General features: G+C 53.0%; 24 protein-coding genes and 1 other RNA gene. 18 read left to right on the top strand and 7 right to left on the bottom strand.

Annotation, left to right across the window (positions count from 1 at the left end):
• Positions 1–23: 23 nt before the first annotated feature.
• Positions 24–449, bottom strand: coding sequence for a PPC domain-containing DNA-binding protein (locus ABVM99_RS05965; protein WP_000218564.1), 426 nt, complete (start codon positions 447–449; stop codon positions 24–26).
• A 373-nt stretch (positions 450–822) separates the two neighbouring features.
• Between ABVM99_RS05965 and epd the strand changes: the two genes are divergently transcribed.
• The 6 genes from epd to ABVM99_RS05935 all read left to right on the top strand — a co-directional run bounded on the left by epd (position 823) and on the right by ABVM99_RS05935 (position 6,991).
• Positions 823–1,869, top strand: coding sequence for an erythrose-4-phosphate dehydrogenase (gene epd / locus ABVM99_RS05960; protein WP_000218338.1), 1,047 nt, complete (start codon positions 823–825; stop codon positions 1,867–1,869).
• Between the two features lie 21 nt (positions 1,870–1,890).
• Positions 1,891–3,054 carry a phosphoglycerate kinase gene (gene pgk / locus ABVM99_RS05955; protein ID WP_000111274.1) on the top strand — a complete coding sequence of 388 codons (1,164 nt, stop codon included), beginning with the start codon at positions 1,891–1,893 and terminating at the stop codon, positions 3,052–3,054.
• A 101-nt stretch (positions 3,055–3,155) separates the two neighbouring features.
• A complete protein-coding gene (gene fbaA / locus ABVM99_RS05950; RefSeq protein ID WP_000034386.1) occupies positions 3,156–4,235 on the top strand; it encodes a class II fructose-bisphosphate aldolase in 1,080 nt (359 codons plus the stop codon).
• 232 nt (positions 4,236–4,467) lie between these two features.
• The gene (locus ABVM99_RS05945) at positions 4,468–5,328 is read left to right on the top strand and encodes a small-conductance mechanosensitive channel MscS (protein WP_000389833.1); all 861 of its coding nucleotides are present in this window, start codon (positions 4,468–4,470) and stop codon (positions 5,326–5,328) included.
• Between the two features lie 187 nt (positions 5,329–5,515).
• Positions 5,516–6,151 carry an arginine exporter ArgO gene (gene argO, locus ABVM99_RS05940; RefSeq protein ID WP_000626876.1) on the top strand — a complete coding sequence of 212 codons (636 nt, stop codon included), beginning with the start codon at positions 5,516–5,518 and terminating at the stop codon, positions 6,149–6,151.
• 93 nt (positions 6,152–6,244) lie between these two features.
• On the top strand, positions 6,245–6,991 hold the full coding sequence (locus tag ABVM99_RS05935; protein ID WP_000669854.1) for an oxidative stress defense protein: 747 nt from the start codon (positions 6,245–6,247) through the stop codon (positions 6,989–6,991).
• A 264-nt stretch (positions 6,992–7,255) separates the two neighbouring features.
• Here the strand turns inward: ABVM99_RS05935 and argP are convergent, their stop codons facing one another.
• Complete coding sequence (argP, locus tag ABVM99_RS05930; protein ID WP_000828345.1) at positions 7,256–8,149, bottom strand: DNA-binding transcriptional regulator ArgP; 894 nt, start codon at positions 8,147–8,149, stop codon at positions 7,256–7,258.
• Between the two features lie 153 nt (positions 8,150–8,302).
• On the opposite strand from argP, the gene rpiA reads away from it, so the two are divergent.
• A complete protein-coding gene (gene rpiA / locus ABVM99_RS05925; protein ID WP_000189741.1) occupies positions 8,303–8,962 on the top strand; it encodes a ribose-5-phosphate isomerase RpiA in 660 nt (219 codons plus the stop codon).
• Between the two features lie 266 nt (positions 8,963–9,228).
• On the top strand, positions 9,229–10,461 hold the full coding sequence (gene serA / locus ABVM99_RS05920) for a phosphoglycerate dehydrogenase (protein ID WP_023195155.1): 1,233 nt from the start codon (positions 9,229–9,231) through the stop codon (positions 10,459–10,461).
• 380 nt (positions 10,462–10,841) lie between these two features.
• Here serA and ABVM99_RS05915 read toward each other — a convergent pair whose 3' ends face one another.
• From ABVM99_RS05915 to zapA, 3 genes are all read right to left on the bottom strand, one after another.
• Positions 10,842–11,438, bottom strand: coding sequence for a 5-formyltetrahydrofolate cyclo-ligase (locus ABVM99_RS05915; RefSeq protein ID WP_001519554.1), 597 nt, complete (start codon positions 11,436–11,438; stop codon positions 10,842–10,844).
• Between the two features lie 20 nt (positions 11,439–11,458).
• Positions 11,459–11,642: non-coding RNA, 6S RNA (gene ssrS, locus ABVM99_RS05910), on the bottom strand.
• 41 nt (positions 11,643–11,683) lie between these two features.
• A complete protein-coding gene (gene zapA / locus ABVM99_RS05905) occupies positions 11,684–12,013 on the bottom strand; it encodes a cell division protein ZapA (RefSeq protein ID WP_001276011.1) in 330 nt (109 codons plus the stop codon).
• Between the two features lie 166 nt (positions 12,014–12,179).
• Between zapA and ABVM99_RS05900 the strand changes: the two genes are divergently transcribed.
• From ABVM99_RS05900 to ABVM99_RS05865, 8 genes are all read left to right on the top strand, one after another.
• Complete coding sequence (locus ABVM99_RS05900) at positions 12,180–12,758, top strand: YecA family protein (protein ID WP_000027236.1); 579 nt, start codon at positions 12,180–12,182, stop codon at positions 12,756–12,758.
• Positions 12,759–12,783: 25 nt separating this feature from the next.
• Complete coding sequence (pepP, locus tag ABVM99_RS05895) at positions 12,784–14,100, top strand: Xaa-Pro aminopeptidase (protein WP_000193681.1); 1,317 nt, start codon at positions 12,784–12,786, stop codon at positions 14,098–14,100.
• Positions 14,097–15,275: a 2-octaprenyl-6-methoxyphenyl hydroxylase gene (ubiH, locus tag ABVM99_RS05890; RefSeq protein WP_023195156.1), complete on the top strand. Its 1,179-nt coding sequence runs from the start codon at positions 14,097–14,099 to the stop codon at positions 15,273–15,275. Before pepP ends, ubiH begins: the two co-directional genes overlap by 4 nt.
• Before the next feature lie 125 nt (positions 15,276–15,400).
• Entirely contained in the window at positions 15,401–16,603 is a 1,203-nt protein-coding gene (gene ubiI, locus ABVM99_RS05885) for an FAD-dependent 2-octaprenylphenol hydroxylase (protein ID WP_001192144.1), read from the top strand.
• Between the two features lie 454 nt (positions 16,604–17,057).
• Entirely contained in the window at positions 17,058–18,152 is a 1,095-nt protein-coding gene (gene gcvT / locus ABVM99_RS05880; RefSeq protein ID WP_000068738.1) for a glycine cleavage system aminomethyltransferase GcvT, read from the top strand.
• A gap of 25 nt (positions 18,153–18,177) precedes the next feature.
• Entirely contained in the window at positions 18,178–18,567 is a 390-nt protein-coding gene (gene gcvH / locus ABVM99_RS05875) for a glycine cleavage system protein GcvH (RefSeq protein ID WP_001295377.1), read from the top strand.
• A 162-nt stretch (positions 18,568–18,729) separates the two neighbouring features.
• Positions 18,730–21,603, top strand: a complete 2,874-nt coding sequence (gcvP, locus tag ABVM99_RS05870) for an aminomethyl-transferring glycine dehydrogenase (protein WP_023194389.1) — start codon at positions 18,730–18,732, stop codon at positions 21,601–21,603.
• 456 nt (positions 21,604–22,059) lie between these two features.
• Positions 22,060–22,953 (top strand): transporter, encoded by an 894-nt coding sequence (locus ABVM99_RS05865; RefSeq protein WP_000819375.1) that lies wholly within the window; start codon positions 22,060–22,062, stop codon positions 22,951–22,953.
• Between the two features lie 47 nt (positions 22,954–23,000).
• Here ABVM99_RS05865 and bglA read toward each other — a convergent pair whose 3' ends face one another.
• On the bottom strand, positions 23,001–24,434 hold the full coding sequence (bglA, locus tag ABVM99_RS05860) for a 6-phospho-beta-glucosidase BglA (protein ID WP_001230140.1): 1,434 nt from the start codon (positions 24,432–24,434) through the stop codon (positions 23,001–23,003).
• Between the two features lie 158 nt (positions 24,435–24,592).
• On the opposite strand from bglA, the gene yqfB reads away from it, so the two are divergent.
• Positions 24,593–24,904 (top strand): N(4)-acetylcytidine aminohydrolase, encoded by a 312-nt coding sequence (gene yqfB, locus ABVM99_RS05855; protein WP_001182976.1) that lies wholly within the window; start codon positions 24,593–24,595, stop codon positions 24,902–24,904.
• A 163-nt stretch (positions 24,905–25,067) separates the two neighbouring features.
• Positions 25,068–25,727 (top strand): hemolysin III family protein, encoded by a 660-nt coding sequence (locus ABVM99_RS05850; protein WP_000250289.1) that lies wholly within the window; start codon positions 25,068–25,070, stop codon positions 25,725–25,727.
• A 115-nt stretch (positions 25,728–25,842) separates the two neighbouring features.
• Here ABVM99_RS05850 and ygfZ read toward each other — a convergent pair whose 3' ends face one another.
• Positions 25,843–26,823 (bottom strand): tRNA-modifying protein YgfZ, encoded by a 981-nt coding sequence (gene ygfZ / locus ABVM99_RS05845; RefSeq protein ID WP_023202672.1) that lies wholly within the window; start codon positions 26,821–26,823, stop codon positions 25,843–25,845.
• Positions 26,824–26,959 lie beyond the last annotated feature (136 nt).

Raw genomic sequence — 26,959 nt, 5'->3', positions numbered from 1 at the left:
AGTACCTCTTAAAGAGTCGTCAATTAACGGGAAGAAATATGCAGTTCGTCATAACCGGAAATGGCGCACGGTTGACGGCTGAACGTCAGCGCTGGCAGCTCGCCGATAACCAGTTCCAGTGTGGTACGCACGGTACACCCTGGCATCATATGGCCGCCGAGCATGGCCCCGTAGGGATCCGATACCGCGAGATGCAGATGCTCGCCAGTCAATTCAAGCGTGCCGTTTAGCGAGATAACTTCAAACGTGCCGGTGAGCGATGTGGTCGCCTCTTGCCCGGCATAACGCAGCGCAACGTCGGTCAGACTGCCGGTACACCCTGCAATCCAGGCGGCATGTAATTGGTTCTGTTGCACAAAGGCGTGTAATTGGGAAAACACTTCCTGGCCGGGAAGCAGACGAAGCGCGTAAAAGCGCGCTGTAGAGGCATTGTGGTGAGATACAGTCATCGTTACAGGACTCCGAGACTCGGACGTGGCGCTGATAATATAGACGCTGGCGACAGCGCTTTCTGATATAAATCAGTATTTGTGACGCGACGATGAAAAGATCTGACGGATGTACTGGTGATTCTTAAATATGGAATAAATTGCAGCGTAAGCGGCCATGAAATGTGATGCAGGTCAGATAACTGTCTTCTTCGACTGGACAAACATTCCTTTTATTCCCCGTTTCGCTTATTCTAGCTGAAGCGTTTCAGTTAATTAAATGTTCGACAATTAACCAATCAGTCGCAGTTTGCGACAGGTGAGGTTTTACTCGACGATGAGCTGCATTACTCTGTCAGCCTCATCTGAATCGGGATAGCCTTGCAGGAGACCTATGACCGTACGCATAGCGATTAATGGCTTTGGTCGCATCGGACGTAACGTGGTTCGTGCTTTGTATGAATCCGGACGTCGGGCGGAAATTACCGTGGTGGCCATCAACGAGCTGGCGGATGCCGCAGGCATGGCGCATTTGTTAAAATACGATACCAGCCACGGGCGTTTTGCATGGGAGGTTCGCCACGAGCGCGAGCAGCTTTTTGTCGGCGACGATGTCATTCGTATTCTGCATGAACGAACGCTGGCGGATCTGCCGTGGCGCGAACTGGGCGTGGATGTCGTGTTGGATTGTACGGGCGTATATGGCAACCGGGAGCATGGCGAGGCGCATATTGCCGCTGGCGCGAAGAAAGTGCTCTTTTCTCATCCGGGCAGCAACGATCTTGACGCCACCGTCGTTTTTGGCGTGAACCAGAACCAACTGCGTGCGGAACATCGTATTGTCTCAAACGCGTCCTGTACCACGAATTGCATAATTCCCGTCATTAAATTGTTGGATGATGCTTACGGCATCGAGTCTGGTACCGTCACGACGATCCACTCCGCGATGAACGATCAGCAGGTGATCGACGCGTATCACTCCGATCTACGGCGCACGCGCGCGGCCAGCCAGTCGATTATCCCGGTAGATACAAAACTGGCGGCAGGCATTACGCGTATATTCCCGCAGTTTAACGATCGTTTTGAGGCGATTGCGGTGCGCGTTCCAACCATTAATGTGACGGCGATCGATTTAAGCGTGACGGTGAAAAAACCAGTAAAAGCCAGTGAAGTCAACCAGTTGCTGCAAAAAGCAGCACAAGGTGCATTTCATGGTATAGTTGACTATACGGAATCACCGTTGGTCTCGATAGATTTTAACCACGACCCGCACAGCGCCATTGTTGATGGCACGCAAACCCGGGTTAGTGGCGCCCACCTGATCAAGACGCTGGTCTGGTGCGATAATGAATGGGGCTTTGCTAACCGGATGCTCGACACCACGTTAGCGATGGCCGCAGTTGGTTTCAGGCTCGACGCGTCAGCGTCGACAAAACTTTAAGCATCATTGAGAGGATTCACCATGTCTGTAATTAAGATGACCGATCTGGATCTGGCCGGGAAACGCGTTTTTATCCGTGCGGATCTGAACGTACCTGTTAAAGAAGGGAAAGTGACCAGCGACGCGCGTATCCGCGCCTCTCTGCCGACCATCGAACTGGCTCTGAAACAGGGCGCGAAAGTGATGGTAACTTCCCACCTGGGTCGTCCTACCGAAGGCGAGTACAACGAAGAATTCTCTCTGCTGCCGGTTGTTAACTACCTGAAAGACAAACTGTCTAACCCGGTTCGCCTGGTCAAAGATTACCTGGACGGCGTTGACGTGGCCGAAGGTGAGCTGGTGGTTCTGGAAAACGTTCGCTTTAACAAAGGCGAAAAGAAAGACGACGAAGCGCTGTCTAAAAAATACGCCGCCCTGTGTGACGTATTCGTGATGGACGCCTTTGGTACTGCGCACCGCGCGCAGGCTTCTACCCACGGTATCGGCAAATTTGCTGACGTCGCGTGCGCAGGCCCGCTGCTGGCCGCTGAACTGGATGCGCTGGGTAAAGCGCTGAAAGAACCGGCTCGTCCGATGGTGGCTATCGTTGGTGGTTCTAAAGTATCTACCAAACTGACCGTTCTGGATTCCCTGTCTAAAATCGCTGACCAGCTGATTGTCGGCGGCGGTATTGCCAACACCTTCGTTGCCGCTCAGGGCCACAGTGTCGGTAAATCCCTGTACGAAGCTGACCTGGTTGACGAAGCAAAACGTCTGCTGACCACTTGCGATATCCCGGTTCCGACCGATGTTCGCGTTGCCACCGAGTTCTCCGAAACCGCACCGGCGACTCTGAAATCCGTTAACGACGTGAAAGAAGACGAGCAGATCCTGGATATCGGCGATGCTTCCGCTCAGCAGCTGGCTGAAATCCTCAAGAATGCCAAAACCATTCTGTGGAACGGCCCGGTTGGCGTGTTTGAGTTCCCGAACTTCCGTAAAGGGACTGAAATCGTGGCGAATGCCATCGCTGATAGCGAAGCGTTTTCCATCGCTGGCGGCGGCGACACCCTGGCTGCAATCGACCTGTTCGGCATTGCTGACAAAATTTCCTACATTTCTACTGGCGGCGGCGCATTCCTCGAATTCGTGGAAGGTAAAGTTCTGCCAGCCGTAGCGATGCTCGAAGAGCGCGCTAAGAAGTAATCGTTACGGGCAGGGATTCCTGCCCGTTGATTTATCGCCGATCTGACATTCAGGGCGGCCCGTGTTTTTTCCCAAAGCCCGACGATACAGGACAACGAAACATGTCTAAAATTTTTGATTTCGTAAAACCAGGCGTGATCACTGGTGATGACGTACAGAAAGTGTTCCAGGTAGCAAAAGAAAACAATTTTGCTCTGCCGGCAGTTAACTGCGTGGGCACTGATTCCATCAACGCTGTTCTGGAAACCGCTGCAAAAGTTAAAGCACCGGTCATCGTTCAGTTCTCCAACGGCGGCGCGTCCTTCATCGCGGGTAAAGGCGTGAAAACTGACGTACCTCAGGGTGCGGCAATCCTGGGCGCTATCTCTGGCGCGCATCACGTTCATCAGATGGCTGAACATTATGGCGTTCCGGTTATCCTGCACACTGACCACTGCGCGAAGAAACTGCTGCCGTGGATCGACGGTCTGCTGGACGCGGGTGAAAAACACTTTGCGGCTACCGGTAAACCGCTGTTCTCTTCTCACATGATTGACCTGTCTGAAGAGTCTCTGCACGAAAACATCGAAATCTGCTCCAAATACCTGGCGCGCATGTCCAAAATTGGCATGACTCTGGAAATCGAACTGGGTTGCACCGGTGGCGAAGAAGACGGCGTGGACAACAGCCACATGGACGCTTCTGCCCTGTACACCCAGCCGGAAGACGTTGATTACGCGTACACTGAGCTGAGCAAAATCAGCCCGCGTTTCACCATTGCCGCTTCCTTCGGTAACGTACACGGCGTTTACAAGCCGGGTAACGTGGTTCTGACCCCGACCATTCTGCGTGATTCTCAGGACTATGTTTCTAAGAAACACAACCTGCCGCACAACAGCCTGAACTTCGTTTTCCACGGCGGTTCCGGTTCTACTGCTCAGGAAATCAAAGACTCCGTAAGCTACGGCGTAGTGAAAATGAACATCGATACCGATACCCAATGGGCAACCTGGGAAGGTGTTCTGAACTACTACAAAGAAAACGAAGCGTATCTGCAAGGTCAGCTGGGCAACCCGAAAGGCGAAGATCAGCCGAACAAGAAATACTATGACCCGCGCGTATGGCTGCGTGCTGGCCAGACTTCGATGATCGCTCGTCTGGAAAAAGCATTTAAAGAACTGAACGCGATTGACGTTCTGTAATATAGTCTGCTGATTGAAATGGCTTCCCTCGGGAAGCCATTTTTTTATCGTTATTTCCGGAGAGCGGCGTTAGTTAGCGCTTTCATCCGGCCAACTCACAGTGTACCTGCCTTTTTTGGTTTCGGGATGATGCCGAAAAATGGCATATTCCTCTGTTTTTGTTTACCTTTAAAAAGTTCTTTTCGTGAGAATGATCTCATTTGCTTGTTTTGCTATGACCAAGGAATATTGAATGGAAGATTTGAATGTTGTCGACAGCATAAATGGTGCGGGCACCTGGCTGGTACGCAACCAGGCGTTATTGCTCAGCTATGCTGTGAATATTGTTGCGGCTATCGCTATTATCATCATCGGCTTGATTGTAGCGCGTGTGATTTCCAATACGGTAAATCGTCTGATGCGTGCGCGTCATATTGATGCGACAGTGGCCGACTTTCTTTCTGCGCTGGTGCGCTATGGGGTTATCGCTTTTACGCTGATTGCGGCTCTGGGTCGCGTGGGGGTACAAACGGCGTCGGTGATCGCAGTACTGGGCGCCGCCGGTTTAGCCGTTGGCCTGGCATTACAGGGATCGCTTTCTAACCTTGCGGCTGGGGTATTGCTGGTTATGTTCCGTCCGTTCCGCGCCGGTGAGTATGTCGATTTGGGCGGCGTTGCCGGTACGGTACTGAACGTGCAAATCTTTTCCACGACAATGCGCGCGGTAGACGGCAAAATTATTGTGATTCCGAATGGCAAAATTATCGCGGGAAATATCATCAACTATTCTCGTGAGCCGGTTCGCCGTAACGAATTCATTATTGGGGTGGCCTACGATTCGGATATCGATCAGGTGAAACAGCTGCTAACGACGATTATCGAGTCCGACGATCGTATTTTAAAAGATCGCGAAATGACGGTGCGTTTGAATGAGCTGGGCGCCTCATCAATTAATTTTGTGGTGCGTGTCTGGAGTAAAAGCAGCGACCTGCAAAATGTCTACTGGGACGTGCTGGAACGTATTAAACGTGAATTCGACGCCGCTGGTATTAGCTTCCCGTACCCGCAGATGGACGTCAATTTTAAACGCGTGAAAGATAACGCCGCGGAGTAATTTTCCTCCCGCGCTGCGCTTATCCGCCTCCAGTATTCTCTGGTTATTGAGCGGATAAGCGTAGCCGCCATCCGTTATTCAGTCTCTTCATTAGCTTTTCTTATTAGTGATTAAAATTATCAATTTCCGCTAATAATATTCCCGCGCTATAGTCTGCCTTTAAGAAAAACAGCTCAGGGTAGTTAACGTGATATCTTATTATTTTCAAGGGCTTGCCCTTGGCGCCGCCATGATCCTTCCGCTTGGCCCGCAAAATGCGTTTGTGATGAATCAGGGAATTCGTCGCCAGTACCACCTCATGATAGCGCTGCTTTGCGCGTTAAGTGATTTAGTCCTGATTAGCGCCGGTATTTTTGGCGGCAGCGCGTTGCTGATGCAGTCGCCGTGGCTGCTGGCGCTGGTCACATGGGGCGGGGTCGCGTTCTTGTTATGGTACGGTTTTGGCGCGCTGAAAACGGCAATGAGCAGTAATCTGGAGCTGGCCAGCGCCGAGGTTATGAAGCAGGGGCGCTGGAAAATTATTGCTACGATGCTGGCGGTAACGTGGCTGAATCCGCACGTTTATCTGGATACGTTTGTCGTGTTGGGCAGTCTCGGCGGACAACTGGCTATGGAGCCAAAGCGCTGGTTCGCCCTCGGCACGATTAGCGCGTCGTTCTTATGGTTTTTTGGGTTAGCGCTACTGGCGGCCTGGCTTGCGCCTCGACTGCGTACGGCGAAAGCTCAACGCATTATCAACATTCTGGTTGGGGTGGTGATGTGGCTTATCGCCTTCCAACTGGCGCGGGAAGGCGTCGCGCATATGCACGCGCTTTTCAACTAAGCGTTGTCTGATGGACAACAGGCCGATATCCGCTAAGCTTGCCTGCATGCGCCCTGTATATCAGGGCAATGACTGCAATATGGAGGAGAGACTGTGAAGTTCAAAGTGATGGCCCTGGCGGCATTAGTGGGTTTAAGTGCAATGTCGGCGCAGGCAAGCGAATTGCCGGAAGGCCCGCACATCGTGACTTCCGGTACGGCAAGCGTCGATGCTGTGCCTGATATCGCCACCTTAGCGATTGAAGTGAACGTCGCGGCGAAGGATGCGGCGACGGCGAAAAAGCAGGCCGATGAGCGCGTGGCGCAATATCTTTCCTTCCTTGAGCAAAATCAGATTGCGAAAAAAGACATTAGCGCGGCGAATCTGCGCACGCAGCCGGATTATGATTACCAAAACGGTAAAAGCATTCTGAAAGGGTATCGCGCGGTGCGAACCGTTGAGGTGACGCTGCGTCAGTTAGATAAACTTAATTCGCTGCTGGACGGCGCGCTGAAGGCGGGTCTGAACGAGATTCGTTCGGTATCGCTGGGCGTGGCGCAACCGGACGCCTATAAAGACAAGGCCCGCAAAGCCGCCATTGATGACGCGATTCATCAGGCGCAAGCGCTGGCAGCCGGTTTTAACAGCAAATTGGGGCCGGTTTACAGCGTTCGTTACCATGTCTCTAATTATCAGCCGAGTCCGGTGGTGCGAATGATGAAAGCCGCAGATGCTGCGCCAGTATCCGCGCAGGAAACTTACGAGCAGCCGACCATTCAGTTCGACGATCAGGTCGATGTGGTATTCCAGCTTGAACCTGGAACCGGGCAGACGTCGACCACGGCCGCCAGCACGCAGTAATCTCGCCCGGCCTGGGCTTTCCAGGCCGCGTTTTCTCCCGATGTTCGCGTTTTTTGCTCCGTATTACGCATTGAAATGAAGATTTGCTAATACGGTGAGCGTTTTGAATCGCCTTGTCGCCAGCAAAAAATAGCCAATGGCGCGTCGTTTTTTGCCGCCTGAACGCAATGATTTTGTGATGAACTTCAAAGAAGTGACGAGGGAATAATGGGTCATGCAGGCCGGATAAGACGTTCACGCCGCCATCCGGCATTCATAGAGAGGTTAATCCTGACGCAGCACCTTGTGCCCGTACTCCAGCAGCGCGTCGGTCACTTTGCGCATCATCCGGCTTTCCGGGGCAAAGCGGTGCCAGTAAAGCATCCGGCGCTGCAGCAAACCAGGCGTTAAGTTGATCAACTCGCCGCTTTCCAGCTCTTTCTCAATCTGCAGGTGAGGGATCATGCAGCAGGTCGTGCCCTGACGCGCAAGCTGTACAAATGCTTCGGATGAATTAACGATATGGCACGGCACGCTGCCGGGCGGTAGATCGAAATTCTGTTGCAAAAAGGCCTGATGCATATCATCCAGATGGTCGAACGCGACGGCGGGCGCTTTTAGCAGCGACGACCGGGTAACGCCATTGGGGAAATAGCGCTCGGCAAACGGCTTTGACGCGACAAACAGATAGTCGAGTGCGCCCAGTTTGTCCACCAGGCAACTGGGTAGCGCCTGATGCTGAATACTCACCGCGCCCACCACCTCGCCGCGCCGCAGACGTTCTTGCGTGCGCGTTTCATCTTCCACCTGTAAATTGAGACGGATAGGGGAGTCCGCCAGTACCGGCGCCAGCGCCGGAAGCAGCCAGGTCGCCAGACTGTCGGCGTTAACCGCCAGCGACAGCAGCAGCGGCGTAGAGCCGGTTTGTTCATCGCCCAGCCACTCTTCTTCCAGCAGTTCAACCTGACGCAGCAGAGCCAGTAATTTTTGCCCTTGCTCCGTAGGGCGAGGAGGAACGGTACGCACCAACAAAGGTTGTCCGAACATATTCTCAAGCTGTTTTATGCGCTGTGAGACGGCGGATTGCGTGATGCACAGCTTCTGGGCGGCGCGCTCGAATCCTCGTTCACGTATAACGGCATCCAGCGCCTGTAGTGTTCTGTAGTCCGGACGTTTCATTGTTGTGTCATGCTCCTGTTATTTTTTTTCGCACTATGACATAAATTTGCCGTCGGTACAGATGAAATCCGTAGCCTGTGTACGGACACGGAGATTTTTCCCGACAATGTTCTATAATGCGGCTGTATTTTCACACCACAGGCGAAACGATCTATGACGCAGGATGAACTGAAAAAAGCGGTAGGATGGGCGGCACTTCAGTATGTACAGCCCGGCACCATTGTGGGCGTTGGTACAGGCTCAACGGCCGCACACTTTATTGATGCGCTGGGCACAATGAAAGGCCAGATTGAAGGCGCGGTCTCCAGCTCGGACGCCTCGACTGAAAAACTCAAAGGCCTCGGTATTCATGTGTTTGATCTCAACGAAGTGGATAGCCTGGGTATCTATGTCGATGGCGCGGACGAAATCAACGGTCATATGCAGATGATCAAAGGCGGCGGCGCGGCATTAACCCGTGAGAAAATTATTGCTTCCGTGGCGGAGAAATTTATCTGTATTGCGGATGCCTCTAAACAGGTGGATATTCTTGGCAAATTCCCGTTGCCAGTTGAAGTGATTCCGATGGCGCGCAGCGCGGTCGCTCGTCAACTGGTGAAGCTGGGCGGGCGTCCGGAGTACCGTCAGAACGTGGTCACGGATAACGGCAACGTGATTCTGGATGTTTATGGGATGGAAATCCTTGATCCCATCGCGCTGGAAAACGCCATTAACGCGATTCCGGGCGTCGTGACCGTAGGGTTGTTCGCCAACCGTGGCGCCGATGTCGCACTGATCGGCACGCCGGACGGGGTGAAAACCATCGTAAAATGATCCCGCCAGGCGTATTTCCTGCCGCGTAAAAAATTCGGTCAGGGCAAATTTGGTGACATGTATCACGTTTAATCGTTTGCCCTGCCGATCCCTCCAAAGAAAAAGTTATTCCCGGTATTTTCATCTGCTATTTCCCGCTGTATGCGATTCCTTCACGACGCTGGCGCAAACGTTCATATTGCCGTGATAATTTTTTTTGATATGTTGAAGGACGGATGCAAATCCACACACAACATCAGATGGCAAAAAAAGACAGGATCGGGGAAATGGCAAAGGTATCGCTGGAGAAAGATAAAATTAAATTTCTGCTGGTTGAAGGGGTGCATCAAAAGGCGCTGGAAAGCCTTCGTGCGGCAGGTTACACCAACATTGAATATCACAAGGGCGCGCTGGATGCTGAACAGTTGAAAGCGTCCATCCGCGATGTCCACTTCATCGGTCTGCGATCCCGTACTCATCTGACAGAAGAAGTGATTAACGCCGCAGAGAAGCTGGTGGCGATTGGCTGTTTTTGCATCGGCACCAACCAGGTGGATTTAAATGCGGCGGCAAAACGCGGTATTCCGGTCTTTAACGCGCCATTCTCGAATACCCGTTCCGTGGCGGAGCTGGTGATTGGCGAGCTATTGCTGCTGCTGCGCGGCGTGCCGGAAGCGAACGCCAAAGCGCACCGCGGCGTATGGAATAAACTGGCGGCGGGATCGTTCGAAGCGCGCGGTAAAAAGCTTGGCATTATCGGTTACGGCCATATCGGAACGCAGTTGGGCATTCTGGCGGAATCGCTGGGGATGCATGTCTATTTCTATGATATTGAAAATAAACTGCCGCTTGGTAACGCAACTCAGGTGCAGCACCTGTCTGAATTGCTGAATATGAGCGATGTGGTCAGTCTGCACGTACCTGAAAACGCCTCCACCAAAAACATGATGGGCGCAAAAGAGATAGCCCTGATGAAGCCGGGTTCGCTGCTGATTAACGCCGCGCGCGGTACGGTGGTGGATATCCCGGCTTTGTGCGACGCGCTGGCGACGAAACATCTGGCGGGGGCGGCTATCGACGTCTTCCCGACGGAACCGGCCACTAATAGCGATCCGTTTACCTCTCCGCTGTGCGAATTCGATAACGTGATCCTGACGCCGCATATCGGCGGCTCGACGCAGGAGGCGCAAGAAAACATCGGTCTGGAAGTCGCAGGAAAACTGATTAAGTACTCGGATAACGGCTCGACGCTGTCCGCCGTGAACTTCCCGGAAGTGTCGCTGCCGCTGCACGGCGGTCGTCGCCTGATGCACATCCACGAAAACCGCCCGGGCGTATTGACCGCGCTTAACCAGATCTTTGCCGAGCAGGGCGTTAACATTGCCGCGCAGTATCTGCAAACCTCCGCCCGAATGGGGTATGTGGTGATTGATATAGAAGCCGATGGCGATGTGGCGGAGAAAGCGCTGCTGGCGATGAAGGCGATTCCGGGCACCATTCGCGCCCGTCTGCTGTACTAATTTCCTCTAAATGGGCAGGAGATGACCTGCCCATCCTTTCTCTGGTTTCCCTGCCTCAACATCTCTTCGTGTAACGCATACATTCTGTTTTCGAGCCTTGCCGCAATTGGTAATTAAAGGCAGCGTTGCGTGTTGTACAGCAATAAAAGGAATTTACGATAAGGGCTCAGCATAGCGCTGAAACGGGAAAGCCCTTGGCGAAGCAGGGGCTCTAAAAAGGAAAGGGACGATGATGAGATACGTCATCATGCTGCTGATCCTGTTAATCATCGCTTGCCCAGCATATTAACAGAGAGTACGCAGGAGGGAGGTTCGCCTCCCTCACCCTTCACCGAGAAATTTAGGTCAAAAAAGCGACGCTGTCAATCGGCAAAACACGGCTACCACTCCCAAATTTTGGATGGCGTCACCACCGCAGGCAGCGGGATATCCCACTCTTCAACCGGCAGCTTTTCTACTAACTGGCAATCATGCGCGTAGCCCACGGGCTGGATCTTATGCTGCTGCCAGTTTTGTAGCGTGCGGTCATAAAATCCGCCGCCCATCCCCAGGCGCTGCCCGTCTTCGTCAAACGCGACTAACGGCGTTACCAGCACATCCAGCTTTGCCAGCGGTAATACGTCGCGGACATCAAGCCGTGGCTCCTGGATCTTTAAGCGGTTGGTCACCAGCGCACTCTGCGGATGATAGTGCAGGAACAGAAGGTTGCCAGGGCTAAAGGGATGAAGAACCGGAAGGTAGACGCGCTTGCCCGCTTGCCATAGCTGTTCTATCAGCGGCTGGGTGTCGAGTTCGCCATCAAAGGAGAGAAACACGGCGACAGTGTGCGCCATCACGACGGGAGGAAAGCTGAGCATTCGGGCGGCGGCCTGTTGACCAAAGCGGCGTTGCTGCTCTGGCGTCAGCGCACGGCGACGTTGCCGAATCATTCGGCGGATTTCTTGTCGTGATAAAGAGAGTTCGGGAAGTTGCGTCATGGCTGTCGCCAGTCAGAAGGGGAATCTCCGAGATGCCGCCGCAGGCTGTAACCCTTGAACCCTTGGTTCAAGGTGAATGTGTCGTCACAGTTTTAAGGCTTCTCGGACGAACCGAGCATGCTCACCAACCGCGGAGCGCCACATTCTTGTGGTATGAAATATCGGCTCAGGGGACTGGCCCGCTTGCAAACATCTCAGAGAAATTCTGTTTTCACAATCACTTTACCATAGTAAAGCGAAAAGTGTTATTCAAAGTTTTGGCCCGTTTTTTCGGTTATGCGACCTTGATCAAGCAACGCCTGTTCGATGGTCTGTTGTAGCATCCGAATACGTTGTTCCATGCTCGCCGCGTAATCGCGGGTCTTCGCTTTTTCCTGAGTTAACTCATAGCTGATATTCAATGCGGCAATGAAAACCAACTGCTCAGTATTTGTGACTCTAGTGCGAACTTTCAGATCTTGCAACCGCTGATTCAGATCGTCCGCAGCCTGATTCAACGCATCCCTTTGGTCAGGCGGGCAATTCACTCGCAGTGAACGGCCAAATATTTGGATATCGACGGGTTGTGCAGACATGCCACCTTCCTGCTGATTGACTGCGCTGCCTTCGTCTCCAGACCCAGGGTCCGCGAAGGGGCGACACTATAGCTACCCTGGTGTGAAGATACAAGCCCTTTTCTGGTTCACCAGGGTCCAAAGTGGTAGCATATCATGAATATCCTCCCTTTGATGACGAATGCTTATGTCTATACAGAACGAAATGCCTGGTTACAACGAAATGAACCGGTTTTTGAATCAACAAGGGGCCGGTCTGACCCCGGCTGAAATGCATGGTTTAATCAGCGGGATGATTTGCGGCGGCAACAACGACAGCTCATGGCAGCCGCTGTTGCACGACCTGACGAACGAAGGTCTGGCCTTCGGGCATGAGCTTGCTCAGGCGCTGCGCAAAATGCACGCGGCGACCAGCGACGCGCTGGAAGACGACGGCTTTCTTTTTCAGCTTTATCTGCCTGAAGGCGACGATGTCAGCGTATTCGATCGCGCAGATGCCTTAGCCGGGTGGGTTAACCACTTTTTGCTTGGCCTCGGCGTAACGCAGCCTAAACTTGATAAAGTCACCGGCGAAACGGGTGAAGCGATTGACGACCTGCGTAATATTGCGCAGCTTGGTTATGATGAGAGCGAAGATCAGGAAGAGCTGGAGATGTCGCTCGAAGAGATCATCGAATATGTCCGTGTTGCGGCGCTGTTATGTCATGACACTTTCACGCGCCAACAGCCGACCGCGCCGGAAGTGCGTAAACCGACGCTACACTAAGAAAAAACGAAATGGAGGCCATGTCATGACTCAGCAGGAATACCAACGCCGTCGCCAGGCATTACTGGCGCAAATGCAGCCCGGCAGCGCCGCGCTGATCTTTGCCGCGCCGGAGGCGACGCGCAGCGCAGACAGTGAATATCCGTATCGCCAGAGTAGCGACTTCTGGTATTTCACCGGTTTTAACGAACCGGAAGCCGTGCTGGTACTGATTAAGAGTGATGACACCCACAACCACAGCGTTTTGTTCAACCGCGTTCGCGACCTGACGGCGGAAATCTGGTTTGGTCGCCGTTTAGGACAGGATGCCGCGCCGGAAAAACTGGGCGTTGACCGGGCGCTGGCGTTTAGCGAAATCAACCAGCAACTCTTTCAGTTGCTTAATGGTCTGGATGTGGTGTACCACGCGCAGGGCGAATATGCGTATGCCGACGAAATTGTTCTGGCTGCGCTGGAGAAGCTGCGTAAAGGCTCCCGCCAGAATCTGACCGCGCCGGCCACCATGACTGACTGGCGACCGATCGTCCATGAGATGCGCCTGTTCAAATCGCCGGAAGAGATTGCTGTCCTGCGCCGTGCCGGGGAAATTAGCGCGCTGGCGCATATCCGCGCGATGGAAAAATGCCGTCCGGGGATGTTTGAGTATCAGCTGGAGGGTGAAATTCACCACGAATTTAATCGCCACGGCGCGCGCTATCCCTCCTATAACACCATTGTCGGCAGCGGCGAAAATGGCTGTATCCTGCATTACACTGAAAACGAAAGTGAAATGCGCGACGGCGATTTAGTGCTTATCGACGCGGGCTGTGAATATAAAGGTTACGCGGGCGACATCACGCGTACTTTCCCGGTGAACGGGAAATTTACGCCAGCTCAGCGTGAAATTTATGACATCGTTCTGGAATCGCTGGAGACCAGCCTGCGACTGTTCCGTCCTGGCACCTCTATTCAGGAGGTGACCGGCGAAGTCGTGCGCATCATGATAACCGGGCTGGTGAAGCTGGGGATTTTGCAAGGAGAGGTTGATCAACTGATTGCCGAAAATGCGCATCGTCCTTTCTTTATGCATGGCTTGAGCCACTGGCTGGGGCTGGATGTTCATGATGTCGGCGTTTATGGGCCGGATCGCTCCCGCATCCTGGAGCCGGGCATGGTGCTGACCGTAGAGCCAGGCCTCTATATCGCGCCGGATGCCGACGTGCCGGAAGCGTATCGCGGCATTGGCGTTCGAATTGAAGATGACATTGTCATTACCGAAACCGGTAATGAAAACCTGACCGCTGGCGTTGTGAAGAAGGCGGATGACATTGAGGCATTAATGGCGGCGGCGCGGCAGCAATGAGCGTCATTATCGTTGGCGGCGGCATGGCAGGCGCAACGCTGGCGCTGGCCATCTCTCAGTTCAGTCATGGGACGTTGCCGGTACACCTGATTGAAGCGAAAGCGCCTGAAGCCGACGGTCATCCCGGCTTTGACGCCAGAGCGATTGCGCTGGCGGCGGGCACTTGCCAGCAACTGGCGCGAATTGGCGTCTGGCAGGCGATTTCCGATTGCGCAACGGCAATCAACACCGTACACGTCAGCGATCGCGGCCATGCCGGATTTGTGACTCTCGACGCGCAGGATTACAGCCTGGCAGCGTTGGGTCACGTTGCGGAGCTGCATGATATCGGGCTGCGTCTGTTTGCGCTCTTGCGTAAAGCGCCGGGCGTTACGCTGCACTGCCCGGAGCGCGTAGCCAGCGTGTCGCGTACCCAACAGCAGGTTAACGTCACACTGGAAAATGGCAATGTGATAGCTGGCAGCGTGCTGGTGGCGGCTAACGGTACCCACTCCGCGCTGGCGTCAGCCTGCGGCGTTGACTGGCGTCAGGAGCCTTACGAACAGTTAGCGGTGATAGCGAATGTCGCGACCGCTATCCCGCACCAGGGACGCGCCTTTGAACGTTTTACCCCCAATGGCCCGCTGGCGATGTTGCCGATGTCGCATGGCCGATGTTCGCTGGTTTGGTGTCACCCGCTCGACCAGCGCGATGAGGTGCTGAGCTGGTCCGACGCGCAGTTCTGTCATGCGTTGCAGGCCGCGTTCGGCTGGCGGCTGGGGCGAATTACTCAGGCGGGGAAGCGCAGCGCGTATCCGCTTGCCCTGACTACGGCGGCGAAAGTGTTTACTCACCGGACTGTCGTGGTCGGCAATGCGGCGCAGACGTTGCATCCTATCGCCGGACAAGGGTTTAATCTCGGTCTGCGCGATGTCATGAGCCTGGCGGAAACGCTGGTCGCGGCACAGGACGCGGGCGAGGATATTGGCGCCTGGCACGTGTTATTGCGCTATCAGCAGCGTCGTCAGGTTGACCGGGATACGACGATTGGCGTAACAAACGGTCTGGTCCATCTGTTTGCAAATCGTTGGGCGCCGCTGGTTATTGGGCGCAATATCGGTTTAATGGCGATGGAGTTATTACCGCCTGCGCGCGATGCGCTGGCACAGCGGACCTTAGGTTGGGTTGCGCGTTAAGCAGATCTGTAGGCCGGATAAGGCATTTATGCCGCCATCCGGCATCGTGTTCGTAAAAATGCCGGATGGCAGCTTCGCCTTATCCGGCCTACGGTTTTGATTGTTCCGGTTTCCAGGAGTAAATAGTGCAAAGTGTTGATGTAGCAATAGTTGGCGGAGGCATGGTGGGACTGGCTGTCGCCTGCGGCTTGCAGGGGAGCGGTTTGCGCGTTGCGGTACTGGATCACGTTGTCCCCCAGCCGTTGGCGAACGATGCGCCGCCTCAGCTTCGGGTGTCGGCGATTAATGCCGCCAGCGAAAAACTGCTTACCCGTCTTGGCGTATGGTCAAACATTGTGGCGCGACGGGCAAGTTGTTACCACGGTATGGAAGTCTGGGATAAAGACAGCTTTGGCCGTATTACGTTTGATGACGCAAGCATGGGATATAGCCATCTGGGGCATATTGTTGAAAACAGCGTCATTCACTACGCACTGTGGCAAAAAGCGCAGCAAGCGGCGGATATCACCTTAATGGCGCCAGCGGAGTTACAGCAGGTCGCCTGGGGAGAGAACGACGCCTTCCTGACTTTAAAAGACGGCGCGATGTTAACCGCGCGTCTGGTGATTGCCGCGGATGGCGCCAACTCCTGGCTGCGTAACAAAGCGGATATTCCCTTAACTTTCTGGGACTACCGTCACCATGCGCTGGTAGCGACTATCCGCACCGAAGAGCCGCACGGCGCGGTTGCTCGCCAGGTGTTTCATGGTGAAGGTATTCTGGCGTTTTTGCCGTTAAGCGATCCGCATCTGTGTTCCATTGTCTGGTCGCTTTCTCCGCAGGATGCGGAGCGTATGCAACAGAGCGGCGACGAGGCGTTTAACCAGGCGTTGACTATCGCCTTCGATAATCGGCTGGGCTTATGCCGCCTGGAAAGCGAACGGCAGGTTTTTCCGCTGACGGGCCGCTATGCTCGCCAGTTTGCCGCGCATCGTCTGGCGTTGGTCGGCGATGCCGCGCACACCATCCACCCGCTGGCAGGGCAAGGCGTCAACCTCGGCTTTATGGACGCGGCCGAACTGGTGGACGATCTGCGCCGGCTTCAGCGCCAGGGCAAAGACATTGGTCAACATCTTTATCTTCGTCGTTATGAGCGTAGCCGTAAACATAGCGCGGCGATGATGCTTGCCGGGATGCAAGGTTTTCGTGACCTGTTTGCCGGCGAAAACCCGGCAAAAAAATTGCTGCGCGACATCGGGCTGAAACTGGCGGATACGCTCCCCGGCGTCAAACCCCAACTGCTTCGCCAGGCAATGGGGCTAAACGACCTTCCGCAATGGCTTCGTTAAGTGTCTGACTGCACGCCAGCAAGAGTTTGAAACCCGTCACACTTTGCTTTCCCGGCTATCGCGCCGGGGGGCTTTCCTCGTTTGAAATAATCTAATTTCACCGCTTATTTCGCATTATATTTTCTAATGCCACTATTTTTTGCGAACGAGATTTTCGACATTTTTTCCACATTTAATATTAATTTATGTTGTGGTAAATCGTATCAGCTTCCTTTTTATGACGGTTATTTAGCGTAATAGTGGTTTTTTGTGCTGATGGGATTTTAGCGTTTTTTAGTCATAAGCTAATGTGATGGTAAATTCAGCCTTATGGTTTAGCGCCTGGTTCGGTGGTAAGTTCAGGAGCAAGAGAACGTTTGCGTCGGCGCAGGAAAAAGGGCGTCGATGCCAGGTTTCGTGGCGAAGATTTCCCATGAAAATGGTTGTTAGCCCCCGCTAATTCAACGAGGAAAAGATGGCCCAACAGACGCCTTTGTACGAACAACACACGCTATGCGGCGCCCGCATGGTCGATTTTCATGGCTGGATGATGCCCCTGCATTACGGCTCTCAGCTTGATGAACACCACGCTGTGCGCACCGATGCCGGGATGTTTGATGTATCGCATATGACCATTGTCGATCTTCATGGCAGCCGCACCCGGGAGTTCTTGCGTTATCTGCTGGCAAACGACGTCGCGAAGCTAACGAAGACGGGTAAAGCCCTCTACTCCGGTATGCTTAACGCATCGGGTGGCGTGATTGATGACCTTATCGTCTACTACTTCACTGAAGATTTCTTCCGTCTCGTTGTTAACTCCGCCACCCGCGAAAAAGACCTCTCCTGGATTACCCAACACGCTGAACCTTATGCCATCGACATTACCGTTCGTGACGACCTGTCGCTGATTGCGGTACAGGGGCCGAATGCGCAGGAAAAAGCGGCGACTCTGTTTACTGACCAACAGCGCCATGCAGTAGAAGGTATGAAGCCGTTCTTCGGCGTTCAGGCGGGCGATCTGTTTATCGCCACCACCGGTTATACCGGCGAAGCGGGCTATGAAATCGCCATGCCGAATGAAAAAGCGGCGGATTTCTGGCGTGCGCTGGTGGAGGCGGGCGTGAAGCCGTGCGGTCTTGGCGCGCGCGACACGCTGCGTCTGGAAGCTGGCATGAACCTGTACGGTCAGGAGATGGATGAAGGTATCTCTCCGCTGGCGGCTAATATGGGATGGACTATCGCCTGGGAACCTGCTGACCGCGACTTTATTGGCCGTGAGGCGCTGGAGATGCAGCGTGAAAAAGGCCATGAGCAGCTTGTCGGTCTGGTGATGACCGAGAAAGGCGTATTGCGTAATGAACTGCCGGTGCGTTTTACCGATGCGCAGGGCAATCAGCAAGAAGGCATTATCACCAGCGGGACGTTTTCCCCAACGTTGGGCTACAGCATTGCGCTGGCGCGTGTTCCGGCGGGCATCGGCGAGACGGCGATTGTACAAATTCGTAACCGTGAAATGCCGGTAAAAGTGACTAAACCTGTTTTTGTGCGTAACGGCAAAGCCGTCGCGTGATTCATCCTTTTTTGGAGATTAATTGATGAGCAACGTACCCGCAGAACTGAAATACAGCAAAGAACACGAATGGCTGCGTAAAGAAGCGGATGGCACTTACACCGTTGGCATTACTGAACACGCTCAGGAGCTGTTGGGCGATATGGTTTTTGTTGATCTGCCGGAAGTCGGCGCGACCGTAAGCGCGGGCGACGACTGCGCCGTGGCGGAGTCCGTAAAAGCGGCGTCCGACATTTATGCGCCGGTAAGCGGCGAGATCGTGGCGGTAAACGATGCGCTGAGCGACTCCCCGGAGCTGGTGAACAGCGAACCGTATGCCGGTGGCTGGATCTTTAAAATCAAAGCCAGCGATGAAAGCGAACTTGAATCGCTGCTGGATGCCACCGCGTACGAGGCATTGTTAGAAGACGAATAATGTTGTGCCGGATGGCGCTAATGCTTATCCGGCCTACTCACTGCAACGCGAATGATTTTGCGTATTCGTTTTCGCACGCGTAGGCCCGGTAAGCGTCAGCGCCACCGGGCAATTGAGTTAGAGACAATCACAATTCACTGCACGTTTCAGGAACCATCGCCCATGACACAGACGTTAAGCCAGCTTGAAAACCGCGGCGCTTTCATTGAGCGCCACATCGGACCGGACGCCGCGCAGCAGCAAGAGATGCTGAATGCGGTTGGCGCCGAGTCGTTAAACGCGCTGACAGGTCAGATTGTGCCGAAAGACATTCAGCTCGCGACTCCGCCGCAGGTTGGCGAGGCGGCAACCGAATATGCCGCACTGGCGGAATTAAAAGCCATCGCCGGGCGTAACAAGCGCTTCACGTCGTACATTGGCATGGGCTACACCGCCGTGCAGCTACCGCCGGTTATCCTGCGCAACATGCTGGAAAATCCAGGCTGGTACACCGCCTACACTCCTTATCAGCCGGAAGTCTCTCAGGGGCGTCTGGAAGCGCTGCTCAACTTCCAGCAGGTGACGCTGGACCTGACGGGGCTGGACATGGCTTCCGCCTCGCTGCTGGATGAAGCGACCGCCGCCGCTGAAGCGATGGCGATGGCAAAGCGCGTCAGCAAACTGAAAAATGCCAACCGGTTCTTTGTCGCCTCTGATGTCCATCCGCAAACTCTGGACGTCGTGCGTACTCGCGCCGAAACCTTTGGCTTTGACGTCATTGTGGATGACGCGGCGAAAGCACTGGATCACCAGGATGTGTTTGGCGTGCTGTTGCAGCAGGTTGGCTCCACGGGCGAAATTCACGATTACAGCGCGCTGATTAGCGAACTCAAAGCCCGTAAAGTGATTGTCAGCGTCGCCGCCGATTTTATGGCGCTGGTGCTGCTGACGGCTCCGGGCAAACAGGGCGCGGACATTGTTTTCGGCTCTGCGCAACGCTTCGGCGTACCGATGGGGTACGGTGGCCCGCATGCGGCGTTCTTTGCCGCCAAAGACGAATTTAAACGCTCCATGCCAGGCCGTATTATCGGCGTCTCAAAAGATGCGGCGGGCAATACCGCACTGCGCATGGCGATGCAGACTCGCGAGCAGCATATCCGCCGTGAGAAAGCGAACTCCAACATTTGTACCTCGCAGGTACTGCTGGCTAACATCGCTAGTCTGTATGCCGTTTATCATGGACCGGTTGGACTGAAACGCATTGCGAATCGTATCCACCGCCTGACGGATATTCTGGCGGCAGGTCTGCAACAGAAATGCTTAAAGCTGCGTCATGCGCATTACTTTGACACGCTGTGTGTGGAAGTAGCTGATAAAGCTGCGGTACTGGCGCGTGCGGAAGCGGCAGAGATCAACCTGCGCAGCGATATTCATAACGCGGTTGGTATTACCCTCGATGAAACCACCACCCGTGAGGATGTGGCGCAGTTGTTCAATGTTTTGCTGGGCGACAGCCACGGTCTGAACATTGAAACACTGGATAAAGACGTGGCGCTTGATAGCCGTTCCATTCAGCAAAGTATGCTGCGTGACGATGCGATTCTGACGCATCCGGTATTTAACCGTTACCACAGCGAAACCGAGATGATGCGCTATATGCACTCGCTGGAGCGTAAAGATCTGGCGCTGAACCAGGCGATGATCCCGCTGGGTTCCTGTACCATGAAGCTGAACGCCGCCGCCGAGATGATCCCTATCACCTGGCCGGAATTCGCTGAACTGCACCCGTTCTGCCCGCCGGAACAGGCCGAAGGATATCATCAGATGATTAGCCAGCTTTCTGACTGGCTGGTGAAACTCACCGGGTACGACGCCGTCTGTATGCAGCCGAACTCCGGCGCACAGGGGGAATACGCGGGGCTGCTGGCGATTCGTCACTATCACGAAAGCCGCAACGAAGGGCATCGCGATATCTGCCTGATCCCGGCCTCTGCTCACGGCACTAACCCTGCTTCTGCACATATGGCAGGAATGCAGGTGGTGGTTGTGGCGTGTGATAAGAACGGCAACATCGACCTGGACGATCTGCGGGCCAAAGCAGAACAACATGCTGCGAACCTTTCTTGCATCATGGTGACTTATCCTTCCACCCACGGCGTCTATGAAGAAACGATCCGTGAAGTGTGTGAAGTTGTGCACCAGTTCGGCGGTCAGGTTTACCTTGACGGCGCGAACATGAACGCTCAGGTCGGCATTACCTCACCGGGCTTTATTGGCGCGGACGTTTCGCATCTTAACCTGCATAAAACTTTCTGCATTCCGCACGGCGGCGGTGGCCCAGGCATGGGACCGATCGGCGTGAAAGCGCATCTGGCACCATTCGTACCGGGTCATAGCGTGGTGCAAATTGAAGGGATGCTCACCCGTCAGGGCGCGGTGTCTGCGGCGCCGTTCGGCAGCGCCTCCATTTTGCCGATTAGTTGGATGTACATCCGCATGATGGGCGCAGAAGGCCTGAAGCAGGCAAGTCAGGTCGCGATTCTTAACGCTAACTACATTGCCAGCCGTCTGAAAGACGCGTACCCGGTACTGTATACCGGTCGCGATGGCCGAGTGGCGCACGAATGTATTCTTGATATTCGCCCATTGAAAGAAGAAACCGGCATCAGCGAGCTGGATATTGCCAAGCGTCTGATCGACTATGGTTTCCATGCGCCAACCATGTCGTTCCCGGTGGCGGGCACGCTGATGGTAGAGCCGACGGAATCTGAAGGTAAGGCTGAGCTGGATCGCTTTATCGATGCGATGCTGGCTATCCGCGCAGAGATTGACCAGGTGAAAGCCGGTGTCTGGCCGCTGGAAGATAACCCGCTGGTGAACGCGCCGCACATTCAGAGCGAACTGGTCGCCGAGTGGGCGCATCCGTACAGCCGTGAAGTTGCCGTATTCCCGGCAGGCGTGGCAGACAAATACTGGCCGACGGTGAAACGTCTGGATGATGTTTATGGCGACCGTAACCTGTTCTGCTCCTGCGTACCGATTAGCGACTACCAGTAATTTACTGATTCGACTGTTTTCTAAAGGCGCTTCGGCGCCTTTTCAGCTTGTTAATAAAGTGCGTTTTGTTTATGTCGGATGCAGTGTGAGTGCCTTATTCAGGCTACAAAGTGTTACTAATTCAATATATTACAGTAAATCGTTGGCTCCTGTCAGGCAACCTGGCGTTTGTATCAGTGTATTAGCCAGAATTAAATTACCGGTTTTTTAGAGCCTAATGATTCATTGTGCATCATTTTTACCTTGCTGTTATTTAATCAAAACAACACAGTATATTTACATATAGTTACAAATGGTTTCTCTTCGGAATCGTTATTTACCTCTCAATATGGTTACAAAAATTTCCGTATATTAAATTCATCAAGTTATTAATTTAAATTATAAATTAAAAATAAGCATAAATAACGTAAATATTTATTTAACTTAGCGCTTTGTTTTTTATACCTGGAGGGAATAATGAAACGATTTATATTTCTGCCATTAATGACATATTTTCTATTAATGAATGCAATGGCAGCTAACGGAGAAAATAATCCCAGTAATCTATTAGGTGCACCAGTTAATACCGCTATTTCTGGTGGTTCAGTATTGCCGGAAGGAAAGTTATTAACCGCCGTGAATAGCTCATTTCGCGATAAAGATCATCAAATCGAGGGGCACGGAAGTCCGGATGTTTACTCCCAGATATGGTTATTGAAGATTCGTTACGGTTTGACCGACAGACTGGAATTATCAACTGTGGGTTCCTATATCAATAACAAACGAGACAATCTGTCTCCTGAGCACATAGAGGGAATGGGCGACCAATCGGTGGGGGTCAATTATGCTTTAATGAGCCAGCGAAGAGGTGATCCGTTTTGGGTTACGGTAGGTGGGGCAGTATTACTACCCACCGGGCAAGATGGAGATAATCATTTGCCTGGGAATAGCGCCTGGGGAGGAAGAGTAACACTCACTTTAACAAAATTATTTACTCCTAACATTAAAGGGGATATGGGTTTTGTATATCAGGGACCATTTGAGCGCGGTAACCAGGACGTGAAACGAGGTAACGAATTCCAGTGGAATACCCAGGTGCGGTATATGTTTAGCGATTTACCGCTGGATCTTGGTCTGGAAAGTGCCTACAGCAATAATGCCTCTGGAACGAAAAAACTGTCTAATGGCAGCGTAATTAATAACCATTCTGGAACTACCGAATGGGTTGTTGGTCCGTCATTTAATATTGCCGTCGATTCACTGAAATTATGGTTTGGTGCCGGAGCCTTCTTCCCGGTAATGCAGGAAGCGAAGTCGCCAACCAAAATGGAAGATGTACGCTGGGAATTTAAAATAGGTAAGACCTGGTAAGACTCGTTCAAAGTGTTACCCGCCGACTGGCGGGTAACGTGCAGGAGTTAAAGCTTCTCGCCGTTGCTGGCAATCACCTCTTTGTACCAGTTGAAGCTTTTCTTACGCGAACGCGACATATCGCCCGTACCGTCATCGTGCTTGTTCACGTAGATGAAGCCGTAGCGCTTGCTGTACTGACCGGTGGTGAACGACACGCAGTCGATGCAGCCCCACGGCGTGTAGCCCATCAGGTCGACACCATCGTAAGTCACCGCTTTTTTCATCTCTTCAATATGGGCGCGCAGGTAGTCAATGCGATAGTCGTCGTTGATGCTGCCATCTTCTTCTACTTTGTCGTAAGCACCAAAACCGTTTTCGACAATAAACAGCGGCTTTTGATAGCGTTCGTACAGTTCACACAATGAATAACGCAGGCCCACCGGGTCAATCTGCCAGCCCCAGTCAGATGCTTTAACATAGGGGTTCGGTACGCTGCCTTCAAAACCGGAAATCGCATCGCCGCTACCGCCTTCGGCTTTGACCGCGTTGGTCATGTAATAACTGAAACCAAGATAATCGCAGGTGCCTTCGCGCAGCACTTCAAGATCGCCATCGTCCATTTTGATGTTAAATCCGCGGCGCTCCCACTCGTTCAACACATAGGACGGGTAGTAGCCGCGCAACTGCACATCAGTAAAGACATAGCGTTCACGCATCGACTCCTGAGCAAACATCACATCTTCTGGTTTACAGGAGAAAGGATACAGCGCGACCATCGCCAGCATACAGCCCACTTTCATCTGCGGGTTAATGCGACGTGCCGCTTTTACCGCCAGCGCGCTGGCGACAAACTGATGATGTAAGACCTGATACATGGTTTCTTCTGGATTCTCATGCTCGGTATACACCACGCCGGAACAGCAGTAGCCAAACAGCGGCGCGCGCCAGTTTCGCTGGTTGTTAATTTCGTTGAAGGTCATCCAGTATTTGACCTTATGTTTGTAGCGTTCAAACACGACTTCAGCAAAGCGGACAAAGAAATCAACGACCTTACGATTGGTCCAGCCGCCGTAGTGCTGTACCAGATGTAATGGCATTTCAAAGTGAGAAAGGGTAATGACCGGTTCGATGTTGTATTTGAGTAACTCATCAAACATGTCGTCGTAGAATTTCAGACCGGCCTCGTTTGGCTGGGATTCGTCGCCATTCGGGAAGATACGCGTCCAGGCAATAGAGGTACGGAAGCATTTGAACCCCATTTCGGCGAAAAGACGGATGTCTTCTTTGTAATGTCCGTAAAAATCCACCGCCTCGTGGTTCGGATAGTATTTGCCAGCAACGACATTCTGGGTGATTTCGCGTGGCACGCCGTGTGCGCCGCCGGTTAGCACGTCGCAGATGCTGGGGCCTTTACCGTCTTTATTCCAGCCGCCTTCAACCTGGTGTGCAGCAACCGCGCCGCCCCATAAAAAATCTTTTGGCAAGGTGAGTTTTCTCATTGTTGCATAATCTCAATTTATTTAGTCTGTTATCATTCATTCTGCACCAAATGACATGTAAAGCGTACGCAAAATTCCAGGGTGCTCGCGTGTCGGGACAAGAACATATTCAGATCGTAACATCCACTTCAAGGGGCCATATTCAGGGGGATAACCACATGCAGCCAAACGACATTACTTTCTTTCAACGTTTCCAGAATGACATTCTGGCAGGGCGTAAAACCATCACTATTCGTGATGCCTCCGAGTCCCACTTTAAAGCAGGCGATGTGCTACGCGTGGGGCGGTTCGAAGATGATGGCTATTTTTGCACAATCGAAGTGACAGGAACGTCAACTGTGACGCTGGATACGCTGAACGAAAAACATGCGCAACAGGAAAATATGTCGCTTGATGAGCTGAAACGGGTCATTGCTGAAATCTATCCCAACCAGACGCAATTTTATGTGATTGATTTTAAATGCCTTTGATAAATATGAACGCGTGTTAGTTGATTTTTTGTAATTAACTTATTGAATAATAAACAAAATTTAATTTTGCGAATTTATTTTAGCTAACATGTGTTCACTGGAACCATTCTCAGTTACGCTAGAGGCGCAGTTCATCGTTATGAACGTTTCTCCGGAGTAAGTTATGGTGCAAAAACCATTAATGACGCAGGGATATTCGCTGGCTGAGGAAATCGCCAACAGTATTAGCCATGGCATTGGATTGGTATTTGGTATTGTCGGCCTGGTGCTGTTGTTGGTTCAGGCGGTAGAGGCGAATGCGGGTATGACGGCTATCGCCAGCTACAGTTTATATGGCGGGAGCATGATCCTGCTTTTTCTTGCTTCAACGCTTTATCATGCCATTCCTCATCAGCGGGCAAAAATCTGGTTAAAGAAATTTGATCACTGCGCTATCTATCTGCTCATTGCCGGAACCTATACGCCATTTCTGCTGGTAGGTCTGGATTCGCCGCTGGCGCGCGGACTAATGATTGTGATCTGGAGCCTGGCGCTATTCGGTATCCTCTTCAAGTTGACGATTGCGCACCGATTTAAAGTGCTTTCACTGGTTACGTATCTGGCAATGGGCTGGCTGTCGCTGATAGTGGTTTATCAGTTGGCGATTAAGCTGGCGATAGGCGGCGTGACGCTGCTAGCGGTAGGTGGCGTCGTTTACTCGCTGGGCGTAATTTTCTATGTTTGCAAACGCATACCTTATAACCACGCCATCTGGCATGGCTTTGTGCTGGGCGGCAGCGTGTGCCACTTCCTGGCTATCTATTTGTATGTGGGACAGGCGTAATTCCCGGATGCCCGTGCCGGATGGCGGCGCTGTCGTACCTTATCCGGCCTACGAGAGCAGCACGTGCGAGCCTGATGGCGTTGCGCTATCAGGCTATCCGGCTTTTAACGTGATATCACTCTTCCAGCGAGTAAGGCAGCGGGACGATATGCAGGGTGTTGGCATCGTCGCGAACACGGAAGACGCTTTCGGCTTCTAAATCGTTATTCATGACGGCCTGAACCAGTAACTGACCATCGTCCAACTGCGTCGCCGCCAGAATAGCGCCGGTACGACGCCAGTTCTCGCCCATCTGTAGCTCCAGATCTTCTCCTGCTTCCGGTACCCGGCTGGCTTTGCCCGCCAGCAACCAAAGCGCGCGTTTATTGGCACCGCGGAATTTTGCCCGTGCGACCATCTCCTGTCCGGTGTAGCAGCCTTTCTTGAAGCTGATGCCGCCCAGCGCCTGTAGGTTAGTCGCCTGGGGGATAAACTGACCGCTGTTCGCCGCGTCAATCACCGGAATGCCTGCTTCAATATCCAATGCCAGCCACTGTTGGCTGTTATTCAGTTCGGCTTCGCCATGTAACTTCTCCGTTAACATGTTGGCCGTCGCGACATCGGTGACAAGCAGGAATCGTTCCGCAGGATGTTCAAACCATAGCAGCGTGGAGGCGCCGTCTCTGACCACCTGATTTTCGCTATTGGGCAGTTCGCTAAAGACATTAGCCAGCGCCGCGCGGGCCTGAAAACCTGCCACGCCAAGCAATACGCGTTCGTCATCCGGCGCGATGACCACTTTGGAAAATACGGCGTACTTTTTCAGCTCCGTTAATTGCGCTTCACGCACGCTACGGCGTTCAATCCAGGCGAAACCGTCGCGCTCACGGAACAGGCGCAGAGTGCTCCACATCTTACCTTTAGCATCGCAGTGGGCGGCGAGAAGGTGTTGCTGTTCAGTCACCTGGCTTACGTCAGCGGTGACCTGGCCCTGAATATACTTTTCACTGTCTACGCCGGTAATGGTCGACAGCGCCCAGTCGTCAAGCGCGATCAGCGTCAGCGGCAGGCGGGCTGACGATGAAGGATGACGCGGTGGAAAGGAGATAAAAGCCATAAATAATGTCCTGGTTAGCTGCAACAATAATGGTTAATGGTAAAAGAGCCATCGGTCATTGCAAGTGCTTTAAATAGCCCATTGAGAGCGGATTGATCGTTTTGCGAGGCGGTATCCAAAATGGATGAACATATTG

The organism is Salmonella sp. SJTUF15591 (genome assembly GCF_043356435.1).
Classification (GTDB): domain Bacteria; phylum Pseudomonadota; class Gammaproteobacteria; order Enterobacterales; family Enterobacteriaceae; genus Salmonella; species Salmonella enterica.
The sequence above is the reverse complement of the archived record's forward strand: the minus strand, read 5'-3'. Positions and strand labels throughout refer to the sequence as shown.